The sequence below is a fragment of the Ruegeria sp. genome (genome assembly GCF_965243365.1).
GTDB lineage: Bacteria > Pseudomonadota > Alphaproteobacteria > Rhodobacterales > Rhodobacteraceae > Ruegeria.
The window spans coordinates 351,375-371,738 of the sequence record NZ_CBDEUW010000002.1 but is presented as its reverse complement, the minus strand read 5'-3'; the positions used below and the strand labels follow the sequence as shown (position 1 = coordinate 371,738).

Below are 20,364 nucleotides of genomic sequence, written 5' to 3'. Positions count from 1 at the left end.
CATGACACCTTGTATGTTAACAATCTGTTTTTGAAGTAAAAATCTCGAATTATTTCAAATCGGCCCCACAAAAGGGGCCGGTTTCCCGGCAATTTGCTGCCGAATGTTACAGCAGGTCCGGCGGGGTTGCCGCACGGCTCAGCTCAATTGTTACAGCTTCAAGTGGTTGAACCTGTGTCTGTTTCTCGCCCAGTCGGCGGACGCTGACGGTGCGGTCCTCAACCTCGCGGTGGCCCACGGCCAGAATGATTGGGACCTTGCCCAACGAGTGCTCACGTACCTTGTAGTTGATCTTTTCATTGCGAACGTCAGCTTCGGCCCGGACACCTTCAGCTTTCAGGGTTTCGACCACTTCCATCACGTAGTCATCCGCCTCGGATGTGATCGAGGCGACAACAACCTGACGCGGGGCCAGCCAGAACGGTAGCTTGCCCGCGTGTTCCTCGATCAGGATGCCGATGAAACGTTCGAACGAGCCAAGGCAGGCGCGGTGAAGCATGACCGGCGTGTGCCGTTCGCCATCAGCAGCGATATAGGTCGCCCCCAGACGCTCGGGGATGATAAAGTCCACCTGCAAGGTGCCGCATTGCCAGTCGCGCCCGATGGCGTCGGTCAGAACAAACTCCAGCTTGGGTCCATAGAACGCGCCTTCGCCCGGGTTTAGGTCATAGGCACATCCTGCCGCGTCACAGGCTGCTTTCAGCAGCTCATCGGCCTTGTCCCATTGTTCGTCGGTTCCGGCACGCACCTCGGGCCGATCCGAGAACTTGACCTTGAAGTTCTCAAACCCGAGATCCTTGTAGACGTTGGACAGGAAGTCGAGGAAAAGTTTGGTCTCATCCGCGATCATATCTTCGGTGCAGAAGATATGTGCGTCGTCCTGCGTGAACCCGCGCACCCGCATGATGCCATGCAGCGCGCCCGAAGGTTCGTACCGGTTGCACGATCCGAACTCGGCCATGCGCAGCGGCAGATCGCGATAGGATTTCAGACCCTGCTTGAAGATCTCGACGTGGCAGGGGCAGTTCATCGGCTTGAGCGCGTTGACCGCCTTGTCGCGTGCATGTTCCTCATCGACTTCGACGATGAACATATTCTCCTGATACTTATCCCAGTGGCCCGAGGCCTCCCACAATTTGCGGTCGACGACCTGCGGGGTGTTGACCTCGACATAACCGCCGCGTTTCTGCTGACGGCGCATATAGTCCTGCAGCATGGTGTAGATGGTCCAGCCGTTCGGGTGCCAGAAAATCTGACCAGGAGCTTCTGGCTGCAGATGGAACAGATCCATTTCCTTGCCTAGCTTGCGGTGGTCGCGCTTGGCGGCTTCCTCCAGCATGTGCAGGTGGGCTTTCAGTTTTTCCTTGCCGGTGAAGGCTACGCCGTAGATGCGTTGCAGCATGGCGCGGTCGCTGTCGCCGCGCCAGTAGGCGCCCGCGATGGACATCAGTTTGAACGCGTCGCCCGGCACCTGACCGGTGTGCTGCAGATGCGGTCCGCGGCACAAATCCTGCCAATCGCCGTGCCAATACATGCGCAGCGGTTCATCCCCGGGGATGGCTTCGATCAGCTCGACCTTATAGGGCTCGTTATTGGCGGTGTAGAAATCAATCGCGCGCTGACGGTCCCAGACCTCGGTGGTCACTGGGTCGCGCTTGTTGATGATTTCCTTCATCTTTTTTTCGATCAGGCCGAGGTCTTCGGGGGTGAAGGGCTCGGCGCGGTCGAAATCGTAGTACCAGCCGTTCTCGATGACGGGGCCGATGGTAACCTTGGTGTCCGGCCAGATTTCCTGTACTGCGCGCGCCATGATATGCGCCAGATCGTGACGGATCAGCTCATTCGCTTGAACCTCATCCTTCATGGTGTGGATGGCGAGGTCGGCGTCGACATCGATGGGCCATTGCAGGTCCCAATGTTGGCCGTTCACAGTGGCCGAGATGGCCTTTTTCGCCAGCGAGGTTGAAATATCAGCTGCGACCTGCGCGGGCGTGACGCCCGCGTCGTAAGAACGTGCATTGCCATCGGGAAAGGTGAGTGAGACGGATTTTGAATCCAGGGCCATATTGGCTCTCCTCGTCGGTTTGGCGCCCACTGAACGCCCGGTTGCGGGTTATTTGCGTTCGGCTCATGTGGCAGGTGGTTGTGCCTGTGTCAAGGGCAGGAGCGAGGGGCCAGCCCCTCACACTCCCCGGAGTATTTGGTAAAAGATGAAGGTGGCGGAATTGCACTTGGGGGTCGGGCGTGCATGATGCTGCAAAAGGAAAGAGAGTTTCATGGCAGCAACTGAATTTTTGGAAACCGCGCAGGGGCGGCGACTGGCCTATCACAAGAGCGAGGGTGCGGGGCCGACCGTTGTTTTTCTGGGTGGACTGAAATCGGATATGGAGGGCACCAAGGCAATATATCTTGAGGCCTGGGCGCGTCAGCGCGGACAGGCGTTTTTGCGGTTTGACTACTCGGGCCATGGGGAAAGCTCAGGGGCTTTTGCCGACGGGTGCATTGGTGACTGGCACGAAGACACGATAGCTGCGGTTTCGGCGCTGACCGAGGGGCCGTTGGTTGTAGTTGGGTCCTCGATGGGCGGATGGCAGGCATTGCTGCTGGTGCGCGAGATGCCAGAACGTGTAGCTGGCATGGTGACCATCGCCGCTGCGCCGGATTTTACCGAGGATGGGTATTGGGCATCTTTTACCGATGCGCAAAAGGCCGCGCTGGATACGGTTGGGCATGTGGAATTGCCGTCGGACTACATGGAGCCATATGTGATTACCCGCCGGATGATCGAGGATGGTCGTCAAAGGTTGGTTTTGCGATCTCCGCTGCATCTGCCATTCCCCGTTCGGTTCCTGCAGGGGACTGCAGATACGGCGGTATCGACCGAGACAGCGGTTCGACTGCTGGAGCATGCGCAAGGCACGGATATGCGTCTGACCCTTGTGAAGGATGCGGATCACAGATTTTCGGATGGGCCCTGCCTCGGCATGATTGAACAAGCGGTTCTGGATGTGATCGGGGCCGAGTGATGCGGCGACTGGGATGGATCCTGGGTCGGGTACTGCTGGCCTGTCTGGTTATTGGCGGGCTGATTTTTTGGTTTGGGCCGAGAGAGCACGTGAACCTGAATCCCAGTTTTGAGTCGCGTAAGTTTGGTGAAGGCGTACAGGTTTATTTCGAAAGTACCGAGGCGGCCTTTGATGACATCGTGCCTGGCGTCGAAAAACGAGTGATCTGGCAGGAAGGGTTCAAGGAACAGCGCACACCCTATTCTGTGCTTTACGTCCATGGATTTTCGGCCTCGTCCGAGGAGATACGCCCTGTGCCCGACAGAGTCGCAGAGGCGCTGGGCGCCAATCTGATTTATACGCGCTTGCAGGGGCATGGTCGGGACAGTAGCGCGATGGCCGAGGCAACAGCCTCGGGCTGGATGCGGGATATGGCCGAGGGGCTTGCTGCCGCGCGGGCTGTGGGTGATCGGGTTATCGTGATCGCGACATCGACAGGGGCAACATTGGCCGTTGCGGCGGCCCTGAATCCGGAACTGAGTGAGGGTGTCGCCGCCATGGTTATGGTTTCACCCAACTTCGGAGTGAATATGGCGGGTGCCTGGGTGCCCACTTTGCCCTGGGCGCGGAAGTGGCTTCCGGTTCTGATGGGGGCGGAGCGGGACGTTTCGGGACCGGACCCCGAGAAGAACAAGTACTGGACGGTAGTCTATCCTTGGGAAGCGGTTGTGCCCATGTCTGTGCTGGTCAGTGAGGTCTATTCGCTTGATTTTTCAAAGGCTTTGGTTCCTACGCTGTTTTGGTTTTCGGATGACGATCAGGTGGTGCGCCCGGATTTGACCCACAAAGTTGCCGAGGCATGGGGGGCATCTGCAACCGTCCATCTTGTGACGATGGGGCCGGGCGACGATCCGGCGTCGCATGTGGTCGCAGGGCGTCTGATGTCTCCGGGGCAGACTGAAGCTGCGGTGACAGGTATTCTTGAATGGTTGCAGGAACAGGGAATTGAGTAATGGAACAGCGTGTCAGCCTGATCACGGTAGGAGTTGATGAGCCAGAGGTCGCAGCCAGTTTTTATGAGAAACTGGGGTGGCAAAGGGTCGAAAGCCCAGATGGCGTCATCGCGTTTGATCTCATCGGCCAGACGCTGGGCCTGTATCCGCTTGCGGCGCTGGCGGACGAGATCGGTGTCGAAATTGGGACGCTGGGGCAGGGGGCGTTAACGCTCAGTTATAATTGCCGCTCGAAAGAGGACGTCGCACAGGTATTGAGCAAAGCTGGTGACGCAGGCGCTGAGGTTTTGAAACCTGCTTCGGATGTGTTCTGGGGTGGCCACCATGGCTATTTCCGCGCACCTGAAGGAACGATCTGGGAGGTGGCGTTCAACCCGTTCTCCAAGCTTGGGCCGGATGGTGCGTTTCGCTGGAACGGATATTGAGGATGCGCAGGCCTGGCAGCATGTGGAGCCTTGAAACGCTGGGCCGCGTGCGTTTGTCCCGGCATTTCTTCATGCGGGATTTTCTGTATTCCGAGATTGGCAATTTTCACGGCCTCCAGAACATCCCCGACAATCCCGATCTGGCGATCGAAACCGGGCAGGCGTTTTGCAAGACCCTGCTGGATCCACTGGAAGAGACTTTTGGTCGGATCGCCGTGCGCTCGGGCTATCGGTCGCCGTCCCTGAACAGGTTCGGGAATGAAAACCGGCTGAACTGCGCCCGGAATGACAATCCGCTGGAGTGTCATATCTGGGACCGGGGCATTGGGGAGGCGCGCATTGCGGGGGCCTCGGTCGTGATCCCATGGTTTGCGGGTCAATACGATCAGGACCGGGACTGGCGCGATCTGGCGTGGTGGATGCACGACCATTTGGATTATTCCGAGATCTGGTTTTTCCCCAAGCTCTGTGCGTTCAATCTGGTCTGGCGACCGTCCCCTTTAAGGCGGATCGACAGCTATATCGCCCCAAGGGGGTGTCTGTTGAGGCCCGGCGCCGAGCCGGACGAGCCCTTGGAGGTCAGGCAGAAGCGATATGCCGATTTTCCCGCGTTTCGGGGTATCTCTTTCCCGTGAGGCCGGGCCGTAAGGCTTAATCGTAGAAAGCCGCGCGTTCTTCTTTTGTCAGAACGATTGGGGTGACCGTGGGCTTGCCGGTATCAGGGTCGAAGAATGCCGATGTCTTCCATCTTCCCGACAGGCGGGATGCGATCGTGCGTTTGATCAGACCCGCAACTGCATATCGCAGCTTTTCGTGCCGTTGCTTTCCGCCCGGTGCGGGTACAAACCCTCGGGTGGTGACTGGCCCCAATGGCGTTGAATCCGCAAGCCGATTGACGACGAATCCGCCAAAGGGCAGCCTTGGCGACCCGGGCGTGGTCAAAAGCGGTGCGTTGCAGCAATTTGCGTACCAGCGCAACATGCCCCTGGGGCTCAGCTGCATTGCAGCCAGATGCTCTGCCCCTTTGTCGATGATGATATCTTCCGGAGTGGTTTGCAGAATCTCAATCGGACCGGGTGCCGGGTCGGGTTGGCCAAAATATAACTGGGCTGCCCTGCAATCATGGCAGTAACAAACGACATGGGTGCCGGATTTTACACCGCGTGCACTTATGTGGCCTTGTAGCGCGCCACATGTGCAGGAAAAGGTCAGGTCCTTCGCTGCTTTGCCGGTCATGCCACCTTGTTCTGGTTTGCTGCCTTGCGTCGAGACTTGCGGCTGTTTTCATTCATGAAATCAATCACAAGCGGGCGGATGTTGTCCCGCCAGCTGCGCCCTGCGAAAATGCCGTAATGGCCCGCGCCGGGTTCCACATGGTTGGCTTTTTTGCTGTCGGGCAGGCCGGTGCACAGGTCCAGCGCCGCAATGCACTGACCGGGGGCCGAGATGTCGTCATTTGCGCCTTCGACCGATTTCACCGCTACATCGGTGATCTTGCCGATATCCACCTTGTGGCCTGCAACGACGAACTCGTTTCGGGCAATTTCACGGTTCTTGAAGACCCTTTCGACCGTGGACAGATAGAACTCGGCTGTCATGTCCATAACGGCGAGGTATTCGTCGTAAAACCGGTTGTGAGCATCGTGGTCCGATGCCTCATCCCGAATTACGCGGTGTATCTGGTCAGAGAAGGCTTTGCTGTGGCGCTCCGCGTTCATCGACATGAACGAGGCCAGTTGCAGCAGGCCCGGATACACCATGCGGCCCACGCCCTTGTACTTGAAACCGACCCGCTGGATCATCGTTTCTTCCAACTGGCCCATGGTCACGCGGCGCCCGAAATCGGTGACCTCGGTCGGGGTCGCGTCCGGATCAACTGGTCCGCCGATCAGGGTCAATGTGCTGGGCTGCGCTTTTGGTTCCAACTCAGCCAGATAGGCGGTGGCGGCCAGCGTCAGCGGGGCAGGCTGGCAAACAGCGACCACATGGGTATCCGGCCCCAGCTCTTTCATAAAATCGACAAGGTAAAGCGTGTAATCCTCGACATCGAACTTGCCTTCGGAAACCGGAATATCACGCGCGTTATGCCAGTCGGTAATATAGACTTCGCAATTGACCAGCAGGCTTTTGACGGTCGAACGCAACAGCGTCGCGTAATGTCCCGACATTGGCGCGACCAACAGCACCTTGCGTGGCTGAGGCTTGCGCCCGTTGATGCGAAAATGGATCAGATCGCCGAAGGGACGTTCCAGAACGGTGGTGACGTCGACCAGATGGTCCTTGCCATCTTCGCAGGTAAAGGTGCGGATGCCCCAATCGGGTTTGACTACCATGCGCTGAAAAGTGCGCTCGGTAACTTCGCCCCAGGCAGCCATCCATTTGAAAGCGGGGTTCGGAATCATCGAGAACTGGGGATAGGATGCCATCGCGCTGGCTGTCGCGCCAAGCCACTGGTTGGTGTTGCGCATGGTTTCCATCAGGTCGTAGGTCATCATGTAGCGCATAAATGGGGCCTCCCGCGTGTCAGCCTGAGAATTCGGACCATTCGTCGCTTTGCCCCCCAGCACCCACGACGTTATTCTGCATAGCAGCGAGGTTAGGGGGGAATTGTTAAAATGACAACTAGTGATGGCCAGGCTCCGGAAGTGACCGAAGAACATATTGAACGGCTTACGGAAAATATGGAAAAGGTCGAACAACTGTCCAAACGCCTGATCGAGATCATGGCGGGGAAAACGCCGCATAACCACGCACTAGACGGCCCGAATCAAGAACTTTATGCAAAGGCAGCAACTGCCTATTGGGCGGAGGTTTGGCAAAATCCCGCCAAGCTGATGGAGCAGCAGGTCGAGTTCTGGAGCAAATCCGTTCTGAATTTTGCCGAGGCGCAGCGGGCGATGACCACCGGTGAGGCCGAAGACACCCCTGGCCAAAAGCCCGACCGCCGGTTTTCCAACCCGATGTGGGATACCAACCCCTATTTTCGCTTTATTCGGCAGCAATATCAGACCAACGCGCAGGCGATTGAACAGGCAGTGGCCTCGGTCGAGGATCTGGATGTCAAAGACAAACAGCGCCTGTCTTACTTTTCGCAGCAGATCATTGACATGATGGCGCCGACGAACTTCCTGGCCACCAACCCGGATGCGTTGGAAAAGGCGGTCGAGACCGAAGGTCAGTCTCTGATCAAAGGGCTTGAAAATCTGGTGTCGGACCTAGAGGCCAATGATGGCGAGTTGGTCGTAAAGCTGGCAGATGAAAGTGCTTTTGAGATCGGCGGAAATATTGCCACCACCCCCGGTGATGTCATCTTTCGCAATCGGATGATGGAGTTGATCCAGTACAAGCCAGCCACGGAGACGGTGCATGAAACACCGATCGTGCTGTTCCCACCTTGGATCAACAAGTACTATATTCTGGATTTGAAGGCGCAGAACAGCCTGATCAAATGGGTGACCGAGCAAGGGTACACTCTGTTTGTTGTCAGTTGGGTGAATGCCAACAAATCCCACGCTGACATAGGGTTGGACGACTATATCCAAGAGGGTTTTCTGACCGCAATCGACGAGGTCAAGAAGATCTGCAAGGTAAAGCAGGTCAATGCCGTGGGCTATTGCATCGCTGGCACCACGCTAAGCCTGACCCTGTCCTTGTTGAAGCAACGCGGCGACAAGTCCGTCAAATCCGCCACCTTCTTTACAACATTGACGGATTTCGGGGAGCAGGGCGAGTTCACGCCATTCCTGCAAAATGATTTTGTAGACGGAATCGAACAGCAAGTCTCCAAGGATGGAATCCTGAAGGCCTGGATTATCGGGCGTACCATGTCTTTCCTGCGGTCGCGGGATTTGATCTACACACCCGCGATCCGCAGCTACATGATGGGCGAAACTCCACCTGCATTTGATCTGCTGTATTGGAACGGGGATGGGGCCAATTTGCCGGGCCGGATGGCAATGCAGTATCTGCGCGGATTGTGTCAGAGCAACGATTTTGTCGGTGACGGGTTCGAGTTGATGGGCCACAAGCTGAGTATCAAGGACGTGGACGTGCCCCTGATGGCCATTACTTGCGAAACCGATCACATTGCCGCGTGGAAGGATTGCTACCGCGGGGTTCAGCAGATGGGGTCAAAATCCAAGACGTTTGTAGTGTCGGAATCCGGCCATATCGCGGGGATTGTGAATCCGCCCAGCAAAAAGAAATACGGGCACTATACCAACCCTGATCTGAAGGCTGATGCCGAAACATGGTTGAAAGAGGCAGACTTCCACGAAGGCTCTTGGTGGCCGTTATGGGAAGCCTGGCTGAAAAGGCGTTCGGGCAAGCAGGTTCCTGCACGTGAACCCGGCGATTCGAAGCATCCAAGCCTATGCCCGGCGCCCGGGACCTATGTTCTGGTTAAGGCAAACAACTGATTCCATTGTGAAACTAAAATTTTTCTGCGACGCAGCAAAAAAAACTTGAAATGCTGCGACGCAGCAATCATATTGTCCTCAAGCTGATGAAACCCGGGGTGGGCCCGGACCGGCTAAAAGGATTAGGACAATGGCAAAGACCCAAGACTTTACCGCGACCCTGAAAGACATGATGGGCGCGTTCCCGGTTGACACAACCGCCCTGGAAGACGCATTCAAATCGACCGCGTCGCTGAACGAAAAGCTGTCTGGCGTTGCGCTGGACGCTGCCGAAAAATCGGCTGAAATCTCGAACAAATGGACCAAGGAAACCCTGGCCAAGCTGACCGAGATGTCGAAAGCAAAGGCAGAGCCTGCTGACTACGCCAAAGCCGCAACCGATTTCGCAAGCGCATCGGCCGAAGTTGCTGCCGAAAACATGGCTGCTTTCGCTGAAATCGCGAAAAAAGTTCAGACCGAAACCGTTGAGCTGCTGATGGCTGCTGGCAAAGACGTTGCGGAAGACGCGACTGCTGCCGTCAAGAAAGCAACCAACGAGGTGACCGCTGCTGCTAAGAAAGCCGCGACCGCCAAGTAAGAACGACCGCAATCGGCACCCAACCCTCCCATTAGGTGTGATTGCTGCGGGCAGGTCTTTTGACCTGCCCTTTCTTTTTGTTCTGCGCTCGCATAATCTCTGCTGCAACGCATCATCCTTGGGGAGGGTTCTAGGTGTCAGAACAAGAAAAACCGCTGCTGATCAAACGCTATGCCAGCCGTCGGCTGTATAACACCGAGACCAGCGACTATGTCACGCTTGAAGACATTGCCGGGTTCATCCGGGATGGGCGTGAGGTTCAGATCATTGATCTGAAAACCGGTGATGACCTGACGCGTCAGTACCTGCTGCAAATCATTGCGGAACATGAAAGCCGGGGCGAGAATGTGCTGCCGGTCAATGTACTGAATGATCTGGTGCGCAGCTATATGGTGCCGGGCGGGGGCATGATGCCGCAATTCCTGCAAAGCTCGTTCGAAATGCTGCGCGAAAGCCAGTCCAAGATGATGGAAAACATGAACGCCATGAACCCGATGTCTCAGATGCCGGGATTCGATGCGTTGCAGGCGCAGCAGCAGGCCTTTCTGAAGGCTATGACCGGCGGTTTATCTGGAAACTGGTCCAGCCCCGAGGCCGAGTCTGAGGAAGCTTCGGAACCCAAAGAAGATCTGGCAGACATCAAGAAACAGCTGGCCGATCTGCAACAGAAACTGTCCAAACTCAGCTAATAGTCCGTATGCGCCTGCTGCTTCTGATCGCCGCGCTGATCTGGGCGGTCGAGGCGCTGGCGCAGGGCAAGTTCACTGAAATCTGGGAGCCCGTCTGCACTTTGGGGCAGGACGCCGGGGCCGGTTGTGACGCCATTCGTGCGCGTGAGGTTATTGATGCCGCACAGACCCCGTGGCGTGCAATTGGGCGGGTCAATTTCGCCGGTCTGCGCCAGCGGTCGCATTGCACCGGGGTATTGGTGTCCGACCGGTACGTGCTGACAGCAGCTCATTGCCTTTACAACATGGATCGAAAAAGCTGGATACCTGCCAGCAGCATTCGATTTGCCGCAGGCTACCAACGCGGAGAAGCCGCAGCACTGTCGACCGTCGCGAACTATCGACTGGCTGCCGGGCAGAACGTGAACGGTGCATTCGACCGACGTGCCGAATTGGACTGGGCGATACTGGAATTATCCGAACCAATCGGGCTTGAGGTTGGTTTCCTGCCCATAGTGTCTGATGCCAAAGCAGGAACCGTCGCCGGGTATCCGGGCCTGCGGTCGCATGTGCTGAGCCGAACAAACAGCTGCGAGCCACATTCCGTATCCCACGAACTGATCCAAGCGATTTGCCCGGTGATGATGGGGGATTCCGGTGCGCCGCTGCTGGTCCACACGGACGAAGGGCTGGGTGTGGCCGCCATCCTGTCGCGCATTGCGCCAACCCCGGGTGGGATTGCCGCGCTGTTTCTGTCCGTCGATCTGTTCGATCAGGTACCGTAGACCGGAACCGGTCCGGTGACATCTGCGACCGAGGCCAGCAGAATATCGGCAATCACGTCCAATTCGTCCCGCGTCAGGCGAACAGGCAGGCGAACATCGCAGGCTTTCATCAGCATCGCGCGGGTCTGCGGCAGCTCTGCCTGTTCCGGCAGGAATTGCCAGTTCCAAAAGGCGCGGGCGTTGTCCTCACTCAGGCCAAATACCTGAACCTTGACCCCGCGTGTTTCAGCGGCTTGGGCAAAGGCGCGGATTTCGGCCTCATCCATACCGACCAGATTGAACTGGATCGAATCCGGGGCGCGCCGTTCGGGCATCAGAGGGGCCGGAACATCAATGTAAGAGGAAGCATTCAGGCGATCCGCGACATAGTCGTGGTTTTCCAGCCCGACACGCACGCGCCGCGCCAGTTCCGGGATTTGTGGACGGATGACCGCAGCGCTGAGGTTGCTCATCCGCAGGTTATACAGCGGCAACTGGTTCTGCCAGCGGGCAAAGGCTTGTTCCAGTTCGGGCGAGTTGTCGCCATGGGGGCCTTTGTGTTTTTTCCAGTTGTGTTCATACGCGCCGGACATGATCACGGCCCGCGCGACCAAATCGGCGTCGTCCGTGATCAGGATGCCACCTTCACCTGCGTTGATCATCTTGTAGGACTGGAACGAGAAACAGCCGACTTTTCCGATGGTGCCGATGTTGCGACCATGCCATGTGGTGCCGAGCGAATGCGCGGCGTCTTCAATCACCGGAATACCGCGCGCGTCACACAGCTCCATGATTGCGTCCATGTCCGAGGTATGGCCACGCATATGGCTGATGATGACCGCCTGAACGCCATCCAGCTTGACCGCAAAATCCGCCATATCGATGCGATAGTTCTCGCCCACTTCACACAGAACCGGGATGCAATCTGCGTGTACGATGGACGAAGGGACGGCGGCAAAGGTAAAGCCCGGGATCAACACACGCGCGTCGCGCGGCAGCCCCAGCGCCTTAAGCGACAGGAACAGCGCGGCCGAGCAGGACGATACGGCCAAAGCGTATTTTGTGCCCAGAAGTTCGGCAAATTCCGCCTCAAGCAAGGCCACCGGAGCATCCTGCGGCGCGGTATAGCGGAACAGGTCGCCCGATTGCATCAGGGCTTCGATGGCTTCTTTTGCGGCTGCGGGGATGGGTTCGGCGTCATGGACGTTGGGTGGTAGCGTCATATTTGGTTTTCCCGAATTCTATTATTCGGAAATATAAAGTAAGGATTTCTGCAAACCAAGACTTCATTCTGCTCATGGGCGGAATTTCACCAAACTGTCGCAATTCCAGAGATCAGACCCCCAGCCGATCCCTCAGTGCATACCAGGTCATTGCCAACACCAGCAGCGGGTTGCGCAGGGCGGGGCCGCCGGGGAAGGGTAGGGCGGGGACGCGGGCCATTGTATCGAAGCCGTTAGTCTGGCCTTGGATCGCCATGGCCATCAGCTGGCCGGCATGGGTTGCGGTTCCGACTCCATGCCCGGAATACCCCGAAGCAGACAGTATATTGGGCGCGATCCGCGCCAGATACGGCATGCGCCGCATGGTGATGGCCAGCGTTCCACCCCATGCGTAGTCGATCCGGGCATCGCGTAGATGCGGGAAAATCTCGGCCATCGGTTTGCGCACCTTGGCGGCAATATCCGCAGGGAAGCGATACCCATAGCTTTCGCCACCCCCAAACAGCAGTCGGTTATCGGCGCTGAGCCGGAAATAGTTCACCACGAATTTCGTGTCGGCCACCGCGACATTGCGGGTAAGGACTTTGTTTGCGCCATCACCAAGAGGTTCTGTCGCCGCGATGAAATTATTGATCGGCATCACCCGGGCTGCGACCTTTCGGTTCAGATCACCCAGATAACCGTTGCAGGCCAGAATGACGTGATCTGCAGTGACCCGCCCGTTTGTGGTGCGGATCGACACTTTCGAACCTTCTTCGATGCCCAGAACCTCGGTGCCCTCAAACAGGCGAACGCCTGCTTCTACCGCTGCCCGGGCCAGCCCGAGCGCGTAGTTCAGGGGATGCAGATGCGCGGCCCCCATATCCAAATAGCCGCCCTTATATGCGGGTGACGGACACAGGATGTGGCCTTGTTCCGTGCTGAGTGGCTCGATCTGGTCATAACCATATCGGGACGACAGATGGGCGGCGTGATCGTGCAGGTCTGAACGCTCGGCATCGCTTAGCCCTAGCACGGCGATTCCGGGTTTCAGGTTGCACTCAATCCGATGCTTCGAGATCAGTGATTTGACCAGATCCTTCGCATCTTCAGCCAGGTCCCAAAGCTTGGCGGCATCCGCGTCGCCGACCAGCTTTTCCAGATCCTCCTGATCCATCCGCTGCGCACTGCCCAGCTGCCCGCCATTGCGCCCAGAGGCGCCGAACCCCACCCGATGCGCCTCGAGCAGAGCGACATCGAATCCGGCTTCGGCCAAATGCAATGCGGCAGACAGGCCCGTATACCCGCCCCCGACAATACAGACATCGGCCCGGATGTCCGCGGCCAGCGCGGACCACGGGTCCATATGGTGCGCGGTCGCCGCGTACCAGCTCGGCGGGTACTCGGTTTTGCGGTCATTTGAATAGAGTAGGTTGAGCGCCATTGTCAGACGTTCAGCAGCAGGTGCTCACGTTCCCACGGAGAGATCACCTGTAGGAACTCTTCGTACTCTGCGCGTTTGACGATGCTGTAAACGCGGGCGAATTCGGGGCCCAACACCTCGTGCAGGGCTTCGGCCTGGTCAAACAGGTCAAGCGCTTCTCCCATCACCTGCGGGATATCACCGTCGCCGTCGTAAGCATCGCCGTAGAACTGACGACGTGGGCGTTCCTGATTGACCAACCCAAGATAGCCACAGGCCAGTGAAACCGCGATACCCAGATAGGGGTTGCAGTCCATACCTGCGATGCGGTTTTCGATCCGGCGGCTTTCGGGGCCGGACAGGGGCACACGGATACCCGTCGTGCGGTTATCACGGGCCCATTCCAGATTGATCGGCGCGGCGTGGTCTTTCACATAGCGGCGATAAGAATTCACATAAGGCGCCATGACGGCCAGCCCGGCGGGCAGGTGGTTCTGCAATCCGGCAATGAAGTTGTAGAACGCATCGGTTTCCCCGCCCTGAGGCCCGGAAAAGATGTTCTGGCCGGTCTCGATATCCGTGATCGAATGATGGATGTGCATGGCCGAGCCCGGCTCATCCGCGATCGGTTTGGCCATGAAGGTCGCAAAACAATTGTGGCGCAGGGCGGCTTCTCGGATAAGGCGTTTGAAATAGAACACCTCATCCGCCAGTTTGACGGGATTACCGTGGCGCAGGTTGATTTCCAACTGACCGGCGCCGCCTTCCTGTGTGATACCGTCAATCTCGAACCCCTGATGCTCGGCGAAATCATAGATGTCGTCGATCACCGGGCCGAATTCATCCACCGCCGTCATCGAATACGCCTGACGCGCCGCTGCCGGGCGGCCTGAGCGGCCCATCATCGGCTTGATCCCCTGTGCAGGGTCGACATTCGGAGCGACCAGAAAAAACTCCATCTCAGGCGCAACAACCGGCTTCCAGCCCTTGTCGTGGTATAGCTGCACGACACGTTTCAGCACGTTGCGTGGGCTGAACGGGATTGGTTCCCCGTCGCGGTCATAGGCGTCGTGGATCACCTGAAGCGTCCAATCTCCGGTCCACGGTGCAGCGGATGCAGTTGACAGGTCGGGTTTCAGGATCATGTCCCGCTCGATAAATCCGTCATCGCCTGCGGCCTCACCCCAGCCGCCGGTTATGGTTTGGTAAAAGATGCTGTCCGGCAGGTGGAAATAGTCCTGCTTTGCAAATTTCGTCGCAGGCACGGCCTTGCCGCGTGCGATACCAGGTAGGTCGGCGATCACGCACTCGACCTCGTCCAGCCGGTTTCCTTCAAAATAGTCGCGTGCTGCCTGAGGCAGTTTTTCCGTCCATTCGGCCATCAGGCCCTCTCTTTCTTCAGAAACTCGGCCATATGGCGCCCGATGGCAGAGTTGTCATCCTGACCGCCAGCGCGGTTTACGGCATCTTGCAGCAGGTTGTCCGGCACCACGCCCTTACCGCGGGTGCGTACCAGGCCTGAGATAAAATCGTCGCCATATTCCGGATGGGCCTGCACTGTCCAGATCGTATCGCCATAGGCCACCATGGCGTTTTTGCAGAAATCATTCGACCCCAGAACGCACGCGCCCTTGGGCAAACGGGTCACCTGATCCTGATGCCAGGCGTTCAAGGTCACTGTATCGCCATCAAAGTCATAGCTGGTACGACCAACGGCCCAACCGCCTTGAAACTTTTCGACCGTCCCCCCCAAGGCCTGCGCGATGATCTGGTGGCCGAAACACACGCCGATCAGCGGCTGGCCCGCATCGCGGATGGCGCGGATCAGTTCCTCCAATGGGGGTATCCACGGGTGATCCTCATACGCCCCGTGACGCGAGCCGGTAATGACCCAGCCATCAGCATCCACGATGCTTGAAGGAAACTGATTATCCACGACGGCAAAGGTTTCGAATTCGAAACCGTTCCCATCCAGCAATTTGCGGAACATGCCATCATATTCGCCGAACTGGTCGTAAAGTTCGTCCGGTGGGTGGCCGGTTACAAGGATGCCGATTTTCATGGGTCACCAAATTTGATCAAATTTCTTTTAGCGCAGCCTGACTGACCGGGCAAGTGGATCATACGGCTTCGAGATAGCTGATCCAGTGCTCATCCGGCGGGATATCTGCAAATCGCGCAATTTCCTGCCGCTTGGTCATCGCCATATTACGGATCAGCTCGGCAGGAAAGATGCGTGCTATCAGCGGGTCGCTTTCCCACGCAGCGATTGCCGAGGGCAGGTCGGGTGCCATCTGAGGCAGGCCATCGACCTCGTATGCATTGCCGGTGATCGGGTCGGGGGGTGTCAGACCGTCCTCAATGCCCAAAAGCGCAGCACCCAGAACAGAGGCGAGCATAAGATAGGGGTTGATGTCGCCGCCCGCGACCCGATGTTCGATCCGCCGCGCTGCGGGTGCCCCACCCGGAATGCGCAGGGCCGCGGTTCGGTTCTCATAGGCCCAACTGGCCCCGGTTGGGGCATGTGCGCCGGGTACCAGGCGTGCAAAAGAATTGCCATGAGGCGCAAAGATCAGAGTGCTTCCGGGCATGGCTGCAAGGCACCCAGCGACGGCGGCGTGCAGGGTGTCGGTTCCCTTAGGGCCGCCATTGTCGAATACGTTACGTCCCTGTGCGTCCAGGACCGAGAAATGCACATGCATGCCGTTGCCTGCGTCCGCCAGGTAGGGTTTGGCCATAAAGGTAGCCGTAAACCCATGTTTCCGTGCAAGACCGCGGGTCAGAGCCTTGAAAAGCCACGTATCATCAGCACAGCGCAGGGCATCCTGATGGTTCAGATTGATCTCGAACTGACCGATTCCGCTTTCTGAGATGGCCGTCTGGGCAGGGATTCCCATCGCAGTACAGCCGTCGTAAAGATCGGTGAAGAACCCGTCGAACGCGTCCATTTCTGCCATTGACAGGACGGCCTCGTCGCTTAGGCGACGCCCGGTGAGTGGGTTCTGCGGAGGCCGAGGTTGCGCAGCCGACGAATCCAGTAAGGTGAACTCCAGCTCGGTCGCCGCGATAACGGTCCACCCTCGCTGGGCATAACGGTTCAGGATGGCAGATAACGCGTGTCGCGGATCGCCGGCAAAAGGTGCTCCGTCGTCGTCATAAAGGCACATCGGCACCAAGGCGGTAGTGGTGTTCAACCAGGGCATTGGCACTGGTCTCCTTTCGGTGGGGCGCAAAACCCCATCAGCGTCACCGCTTTCGAAAACCAGTGGGCTGCCCTCGATATCAGCACCCCATAGATCAACGTTCAGTGCCGAAAACGGCATCCGTACCGCGCCCTTGGCCAGCTTGTCGGCGTATGAAGGGGGAACGCGTTTGCCGCGCATCTGGCCGTTCAGATCACTGGCTGCGACGCGAAAAGTGTGCAGGGCGTTCAGGTCCATCGGGGGCTCCGTTCGTCTGGTGCGGACAGGTGTACCGAAGCTTCTGCATGTTGTCACGAAATTTGATCAAATTTCCAGGGATGCGCCTTGACAGGAATTGTGTCCCGACCTCCGATCCGTATAGTGATCCGCGATGACCCTGTTTCTTGCCCTTATCCTGCTTATAGCCGGTTTTCTGGCCTATCGCTTCTGGTCGAAAAAGCAGGCTCGCGCGGCTTTGCTGACCGCGCCGCTGTCGAACCAACAACGCGCCATTATTGCGGATCAGGTCCCCATCATCCGTCGCTTGCCCAAAGACTTGCGAGACAAGCTGGATGGCAAAGTTAATCTGTTTTTGGATCAGGTAGATTTTCAGGGGTGTGACGGCCTTGAGGTCACCGAAGAGATGAAGCTTTCGATCGCCGCGCAGGCCTGTCTTTTGGTGATTAACAGCGACCTTTGGTACGACAACCTGACCACGATCCTGATCTACCCCAACGCGTTCAAATCCCGGCAGCAAAGGCGCTCGGGCTATGTGGTGACGGAAAAGGAAATCGTGCGAACCGGGGAAAGCTGGGATCGCGGCCCGGTCATCCTGTCCTGGGCTCATAGCAGGCAAGGGGCGCTGGATGATCACGATGGGCAGAACGTCGTGTTCCACGAATTCGCGCATCAGATCGACGATTTGTCTGGCGGCACCAACGGAGTCCCTGTCCTAAGCAAAGGGCAGAGCTTTGCCGAATGGGAACATGTTTTTCTGGCCGCGTATGACGCGCATGTGCAGGCCGTGGAACACGGTCAGCACACCGTCATCGACCCTTATGGCGCCACCGGGCATGAGGAGTTTTTTGCGGTCTCGGTTGAGGTCTTTTTTGAAAAACCTCAGGCCCTGAAACGCGACGTGCCCGAGGTTTACGAACAACTGTCCAAGCTGTTTCACCTGGACCCGGTGAACTGGCGCTAAACTCAGCGCGCCAGGTTCAGGCGGAAGCGCATTTTTGCTTTCTTCTCGGCTGGAAGGTGCCGGTTCAGCCGCTTGTTGATCATGCCAAAACCCCAGATGACCACCAGTGTCAGCAGGATGAAGTAAAAGGCCAGGATCGGGTAAGGGACAAATGGGTTGAACGTCTTATCCGCGAAATAGCCCGCATAATACAGCGCATCCCCCCGTTGCTGCCAGACCGGGAACGCCGAGAAAAAGACCAGGGTGGTGGCATGGAACAGAAAGATTGCCTCGTTTGTATAAGCGGGCCAGGCCAGCCGCAGCATGGTGGGCCAGATGACCCGGCGAAAGCGCGACCAACCGGTCATGCCATAGGCGTCCGCAGCCTCGATATCGCCTTTGGGGATCGACCGCAGCGCACCGTAAAAAATCTCTCCGGAATAGGCGGCGGTGTTGAAGAACAGGACGATCAGCGCCCCCAGCCAGGCCGAGGTGAGCGCGTCGAGAAACGGATAACTCTGTTTCAATGACAGGAAGAAGAAATAGGCAAAGAAGAACTGGATGAACAGCGGTGAGCCCCGGAACAGGAAGATGAACCACTCACAGGGTTTGCGCAGCCACTTCTGTCCTGAGGCTTTGCCCACAGCCAGCGCAGTGGCCAGAAAGAACCCGGTCGCAAGCGCCATTATCCCAAAATAGATATTCCAGATCATGCCCGAGCCGATCAGGGTGAAATGCTCGCACAGGGTGAAATCATCCTTGGGCAGCAAACGTTCGCCAATACCGATCGAGCGCAGGCCGTAATCCTGTATCGTTTGCAAGCAGCTCATGCTGTGGTCTCCTTGCGCAGCAGCTCTCCGCCCGAGGTGGCCTGACCGTGTGACAGTCGCCGCATCAGCCGTTCCAGACCTATTTCAGAGACCCGGGTCATGCCGAGATAGAAGACCAGCAGGAACAGGAAGTACCACATGCGCCAATCGCCATGCGGGTATTGCGTGAATTTCGGGTTCTTGAACGCGCCCAGTTCGCGCGCCCAATAGACGATATCTTCGATGCCCAGCAGAAACAGCAGTGGTGTGGCTTTGATCAGCACCATCCAGAGGTTTGACAGGCCGGGCAGGGCATAGACCCACATTTGCGGCACCAAAATGCGCCAAAAAGTCTGGCGGCGGGTCATACCATACGCTTCGGCGGTTTCGAGCTGAGCGCGCGGGACAGCCCGCATTCCACCGAAAAGCACATTGGCTGCGAAGGCCCCGAACACGATTGAGAATGTGATCACCGCCAAAAAGAATCCATAGGTTTCATGCACCCATTCCGGTGCGGTTCCCAAAGGCAGCTTGGCGGCGGAACAAACAATGAAATCATTGCCTTGCCGAATTGGATCGGTCCATTCCGGGCACAGGGCCTGATGGCGGGTCCATTCGAACGCCTGATCCAGCGCAATGACAAAGAACAAGAAAAACGCGATATCCGGCACGCCCCGGACGATAGCGATATAGCCCTTGCCCAACAGGCTGAGCGGCAGCACATGAGACCGGGCAGCCATGGCCCCCAGAAAGCCAAAGCTCAACGCCACCGGAGCCGTGATCGCCAGTAACAGTAGGACCTTTAGAAACGACAGGTAAAACAACCAATGCACGCCGGTTGTCAGATAGCAGGAGAACCATCTGAACGTGCCCAGCGTATCGGGATCAGTGCAGAACGAAAAAATGGCGAGCCTCTTTGACTGGCAAAGGCGCAGGTGCGGCGCGCCCTTGTGTCAGGCGCGCCGCAGATAGCAAGATCAGAAGGTCGAGGACACTTCCCACTTGGTGATCAGCTCGTTCAGGCTTCCATCATCCTTCATCGACTGGATGGCTGCGTTGAACTTTTCTTTCAGCTCGGTATCCGATTCGCGGATACCCATGCCGACGCCGCCGCCCAGCGGAACCTCGTCACCGACGAAGATCAGGCCCGAGCCATCTTCGGTGAAGGGCACGAGGAAGGATTTGTCGGCCAGAACCGCGTCTGCTTCGCCGTCACGTACGGCGGCGATGGTTTCTTCGGGGCTTGCGAATTCCACCAAGGTTGCGCCGGATTCGGCGATGTAACCCGACTGAATCGTACCGGTCTGCGCCGCAATCACGCCGCCAGCCAGATCGACACCGTCGTTCAGAGCCAGGTAGGCCGACGGATCCGGCGGCGTGTAGTTCTGGGTGAAGTCGATGACCTCATCACGCTCGTCTGTGATCGACATGCCAGCGATGATGGCGTCGTAGTTGCCCGAGACTAGATTCGGGATGATCGAATCCCAGTCGTTCTTAACCCATTCGCAATCCAGGCTGGCGCGCTTGCACAGCTCATCGCCCAGTTCGCGTTCGAAACCGTCGATCTCGCCCGCGTCATTGACGAAGTTCCAGGGCGCATAAGCCCCTTCGGTGCCCAGGCGGACGGTGTCCGCCATCGCCATACCGGCGGTCATCGCCAGTGCTGCTGTGGTCAGAATCAGGTTTTTCATGTTTGCT

General features: G+C 57.7%; 20 protein-coding genes. 9 read left to right on the top strand and 11 right to left on the bottom strand.

What is annotated here, in order from left to right; genetic code table 11:
- Positions 1-106: 106 nt before the first annotated feature.
- The gene (gene thrS / locus ACP0GE_RS05535; protein WP_424831000.1) at positions 107-2,065 is read right to left on the bottom strand and encodes a threonine--tRNA ligase; all 1,959 of its coding nucleotides are present in this window, start codon (positions 2,063-2,065) and stop codon (positions 107-109) included.
- Positions 2,066-2,276: 211 nt separating this feature from the next.
- Here thrS and ACP0GE_RS05530 point away from each other — a divergent pair, with 211 nt between their 5' ends.
- The 4 genes from ACP0GE_RS05530 to ACP0GE_RS05515 are packed head-to-tail and all read left to right on the top strand — an operon-like array spanning position 2,277 to position 5,078.
- Positions 2,277-3,026: an alpha/beta fold hydrolase gene (locus ACP0GE_RS05530; protein WP_424830999.1), complete on the top strand. Its 750-nt coding sequence runs from the start codon at positions 2,277-2,279 to the stop codon at positions 3,024-3,026.
- The gene (locus tag ACP0GE_RS05525) at positions 3,026-4,018 is read left to right on the top strand and encodes an alpha/beta hydrolase (RefSeq protein ID WP_424830998.1); all 993 of its coding nucleotides are present in this window, start codon (positions 3,026-3,028) and stop codon (positions 4,016-4,018) included. The genes ACP0GE_RS05530 and ACP0GE_RS05525 overlap by 1 nt, the downstream gene beginning before the upstream one ends.
- The gene (locus ACP0GE_RS05520) at positions 4,018-4,443 is read left to right on the top strand and encodes a VOC family protein (protein WP_424830997.1); all 426 of its coding nucleotides are present in this window, start codon (positions 4,018-4,020) and stop codon (positions 4,441-4,443) included. The genes ACP0GE_RS05525 and ACP0GE_RS05520 overlap by 1 nt, the downstream gene beginning before the upstream one ends.
- A 20-nt stretch (positions 4,444-4,463) precedes the next feature.
- Positions 4,464-5,078, top strand: coding sequence for a hypothetical protein (locus tag ACP0GE_RS05515; RefSeq protein WP_424833812.1), 615 nt, complete (start codon positions 4,464-4,466; stop codon positions 5,076-5,078).
- 16 nt (positions 5,079-5,094) lie between these two features.
- On the opposite strand, the gene ACP0GE_RS05510 is transcribed toward ACP0GE_RS05515, so the two are convergent.
- Positions 5,095-5,679 (bottom strand): DUF6151 family protein, encoded by a 585-nt coding sequence (locus ACP0GE_RS05510; RefSeq protein WP_424830996.1) that lies wholly within the window; start codon positions 5,677-5,679, stop codon positions 5,095-5,097.
- Entirely contained in the window at positions 5,676-6,947 is a 1,272-nt protein-coding gene (gene phaZ, locus ACP0GE_RS05505) for a polyhydroxyalkanoate depolymerase (RefSeq protein WP_424830995.1), read from the bottom strand. Before phaZ ends, ACP0GE_RS05510 begins: the two co-directional genes overlap by 4 nt.
- A 111-nt stretch (positions 6,948-7,058) precedes the next feature.
- Here phaZ and ACP0GE_RS05500 point away from each other — a divergent pair, with 111 nt between their 5' ends.
- From ACP0GE_RS05500 to ACP0GE_RS05485, 4 genes are all read left to right on the top strand, one after another.
- Complete coding sequence (locus ACP0GE_RS05500; RefSeq protein WP_424830994.1) at positions 7,059-8,861, top strand: PHA/PHB synthase family protein; 1,803 nt, start codon at positions 7,059-7,061, stop codon at positions 8,859-8,861.
- A 130-nt stretch (positions 8,862-8,991) separates the two neighbouring features.
- Entirely contained in the window at positions 8,992-9,438 is a 447-nt protein-coding gene (locus ACP0GE_RS05495; RefSeq protein WP_424830993.1) for a phasin family protein, read from the top strand.
- A gap of 134 nt (positions 9,439-9,572) precedes the next feature.
- On the top strand, positions 9,573-10,127 hold the full coding sequence (gene phaR, locus ACP0GE_RS05490) for a polyhydroxyalkanoate synthesis repressor PhaR (RefSeq protein ID WP_424830992.1): 555 nt from the start codon (positions 9,573-9,575) through the stop codon (positions 10,125-10,127).
- A gap of 8 nt (positions 10,128-10,135) precedes the next feature.
- Positions 10,136-10,891: a trypsin-like serine peptidase gene (locus ACP0GE_RS05485; protein ID WP_424830991.1), complete on the top strand. Its 756-nt coding sequence runs from the start codon at positions 10,136-10,138 to the stop codon at positions 10,889-10,891.
- On the opposite strand, the gene ACP0GE_RS05480 is transcribed toward ACP0GE_RS05485, so the two are convergent.
- The 5 genes from ACP0GE_RS05480 to ACP0GE_RS05460 form a co-directional block, all read right to left on the bottom strand.
- Positions 10,879-12,093, bottom strand: a complete 1,215-nt coding sequence (locus ACP0GE_RS05480) for a DegT/DnrJ/EryC1/StrS family aminotransferase (RefSeq protein WP_424830990.1) — start codon at positions 12,091-12,093, stop codon at positions 10,879-10,881. The two genes, ACP0GE_RS05485 and ACP0GE_RS05480, sit on opposite strands and share 13 nt — an antisense overlap.
- 112 nt (positions 12,094-12,205) lie before the next feature.
- Complete coding sequence (locus tag ACP0GE_RS05475) at positions 12,206-13,516, bottom strand: NAD(P)/FAD-dependent oxidoreductase (protein ID WP_424830989.1); 1,311 nt, start codon at positions 13,514-13,516, stop codon at positions 12,206-12,208.
- A gap of 2 nt (positions 13,517-13,518) precedes the next feature.
- The gene (locus ACP0GE_RS05470) at positions 13,519-14,877 is read right to left on the bottom strand and encodes a glutamine synthetase family protein (protein ID WP_424830988.1); all 1,359 of its coding nucleotides are present in this window, start codon (positions 14,875-14,877) and stop codon (positions 13,519-13,521) included.
- Positions 14,877-15,557 carry a type 1 glutamine amidotransferase gene (locus ACP0GE_RS05465; protein ID WP_424830987.1) on the bottom strand — a complete coding sequence of 227 codons (681 nt, stop codon included), beginning with the start codon at positions 15,555-15,557 and terminating at the stop codon, positions 14,877-14,879. Before ACP0GE_RS05465 ends, ACP0GE_RS05470 begins: the two co-directional genes overlap by 1 nt.
- 58 nt (positions 15,558-15,615) lie before the next feature.
- Entirely contained in the window at positions 15,616-16,935 is a 1,320-nt protein-coding gene (locus tag ACP0GE_RS05460) for a glutamine synthetase family protein (protein ID WP_424830986.1), read from the bottom strand.
- A gap of 133 nt (positions 16,936-17,068) precedes the next feature.
- On the opposite strand from ACP0GE_RS05460, the gene ACP0GE_RS05455 reads away from it, so the two are divergent.
- The gene (locus tag ACP0GE_RS05455; RefSeq protein ID WP_424830985.1) at positions 17,069-17,878 is read left to right on the top strand and encodes a zinc-dependent peptidase; all 810 of its coding nucleotides are present in this window, start codon (positions 17,069-17,071) and stop codon (positions 17,876-17,878) included.
- Between the two features lie 2 nt (positions 17,879-17,880).
- Here ACP0GE_RS05455 and ACP0GE_RS05450 read toward each other — a convergent pair whose 3' ends face one another.
- The 3 genes from ACP0GE_RS05450 to ACP0GE_RS05440 all read right to left on the bottom strand — a co-directional run bounded on the left by ACP0GE_RS05450 (position 17,881) and on the right by ACP0GE_RS05440 (position 20,357).
- Entirely contained in the window at positions 17,881-18,687 is an 807-nt protein-coding gene (locus ACP0GE_RS05450; protein WP_424830984.1) for an ABC transporter permease, read from the bottom strand.
- Entirely contained in the window at positions 18,684-19,571 is an 888-nt protein-coding gene (locus ACP0GE_RS05445) for an ABC transporter permease (protein ID WP_424833811.1), read from the bottom strand. The genes ACP0GE_RS05450 and ACP0GE_RS05445 overlap by 4 nt, the downstream gene beginning before the upstream one ends.
- Before the next feature lie 72 nt (positions 19,572-19,643).
- On the bottom strand, positions 19,644-20,357 hold the full coding sequence (locus tag ACP0GE_RS05440) for a transporter substrate-binding domain-containing protein (protein ID WP_424830983.1): 714 nt from the start codon (positions 20,355-20,357) through the stop codon (positions 19,644-19,646).
- Positions 20,358-20,364 lie beyond the last annotated feature (7 nt).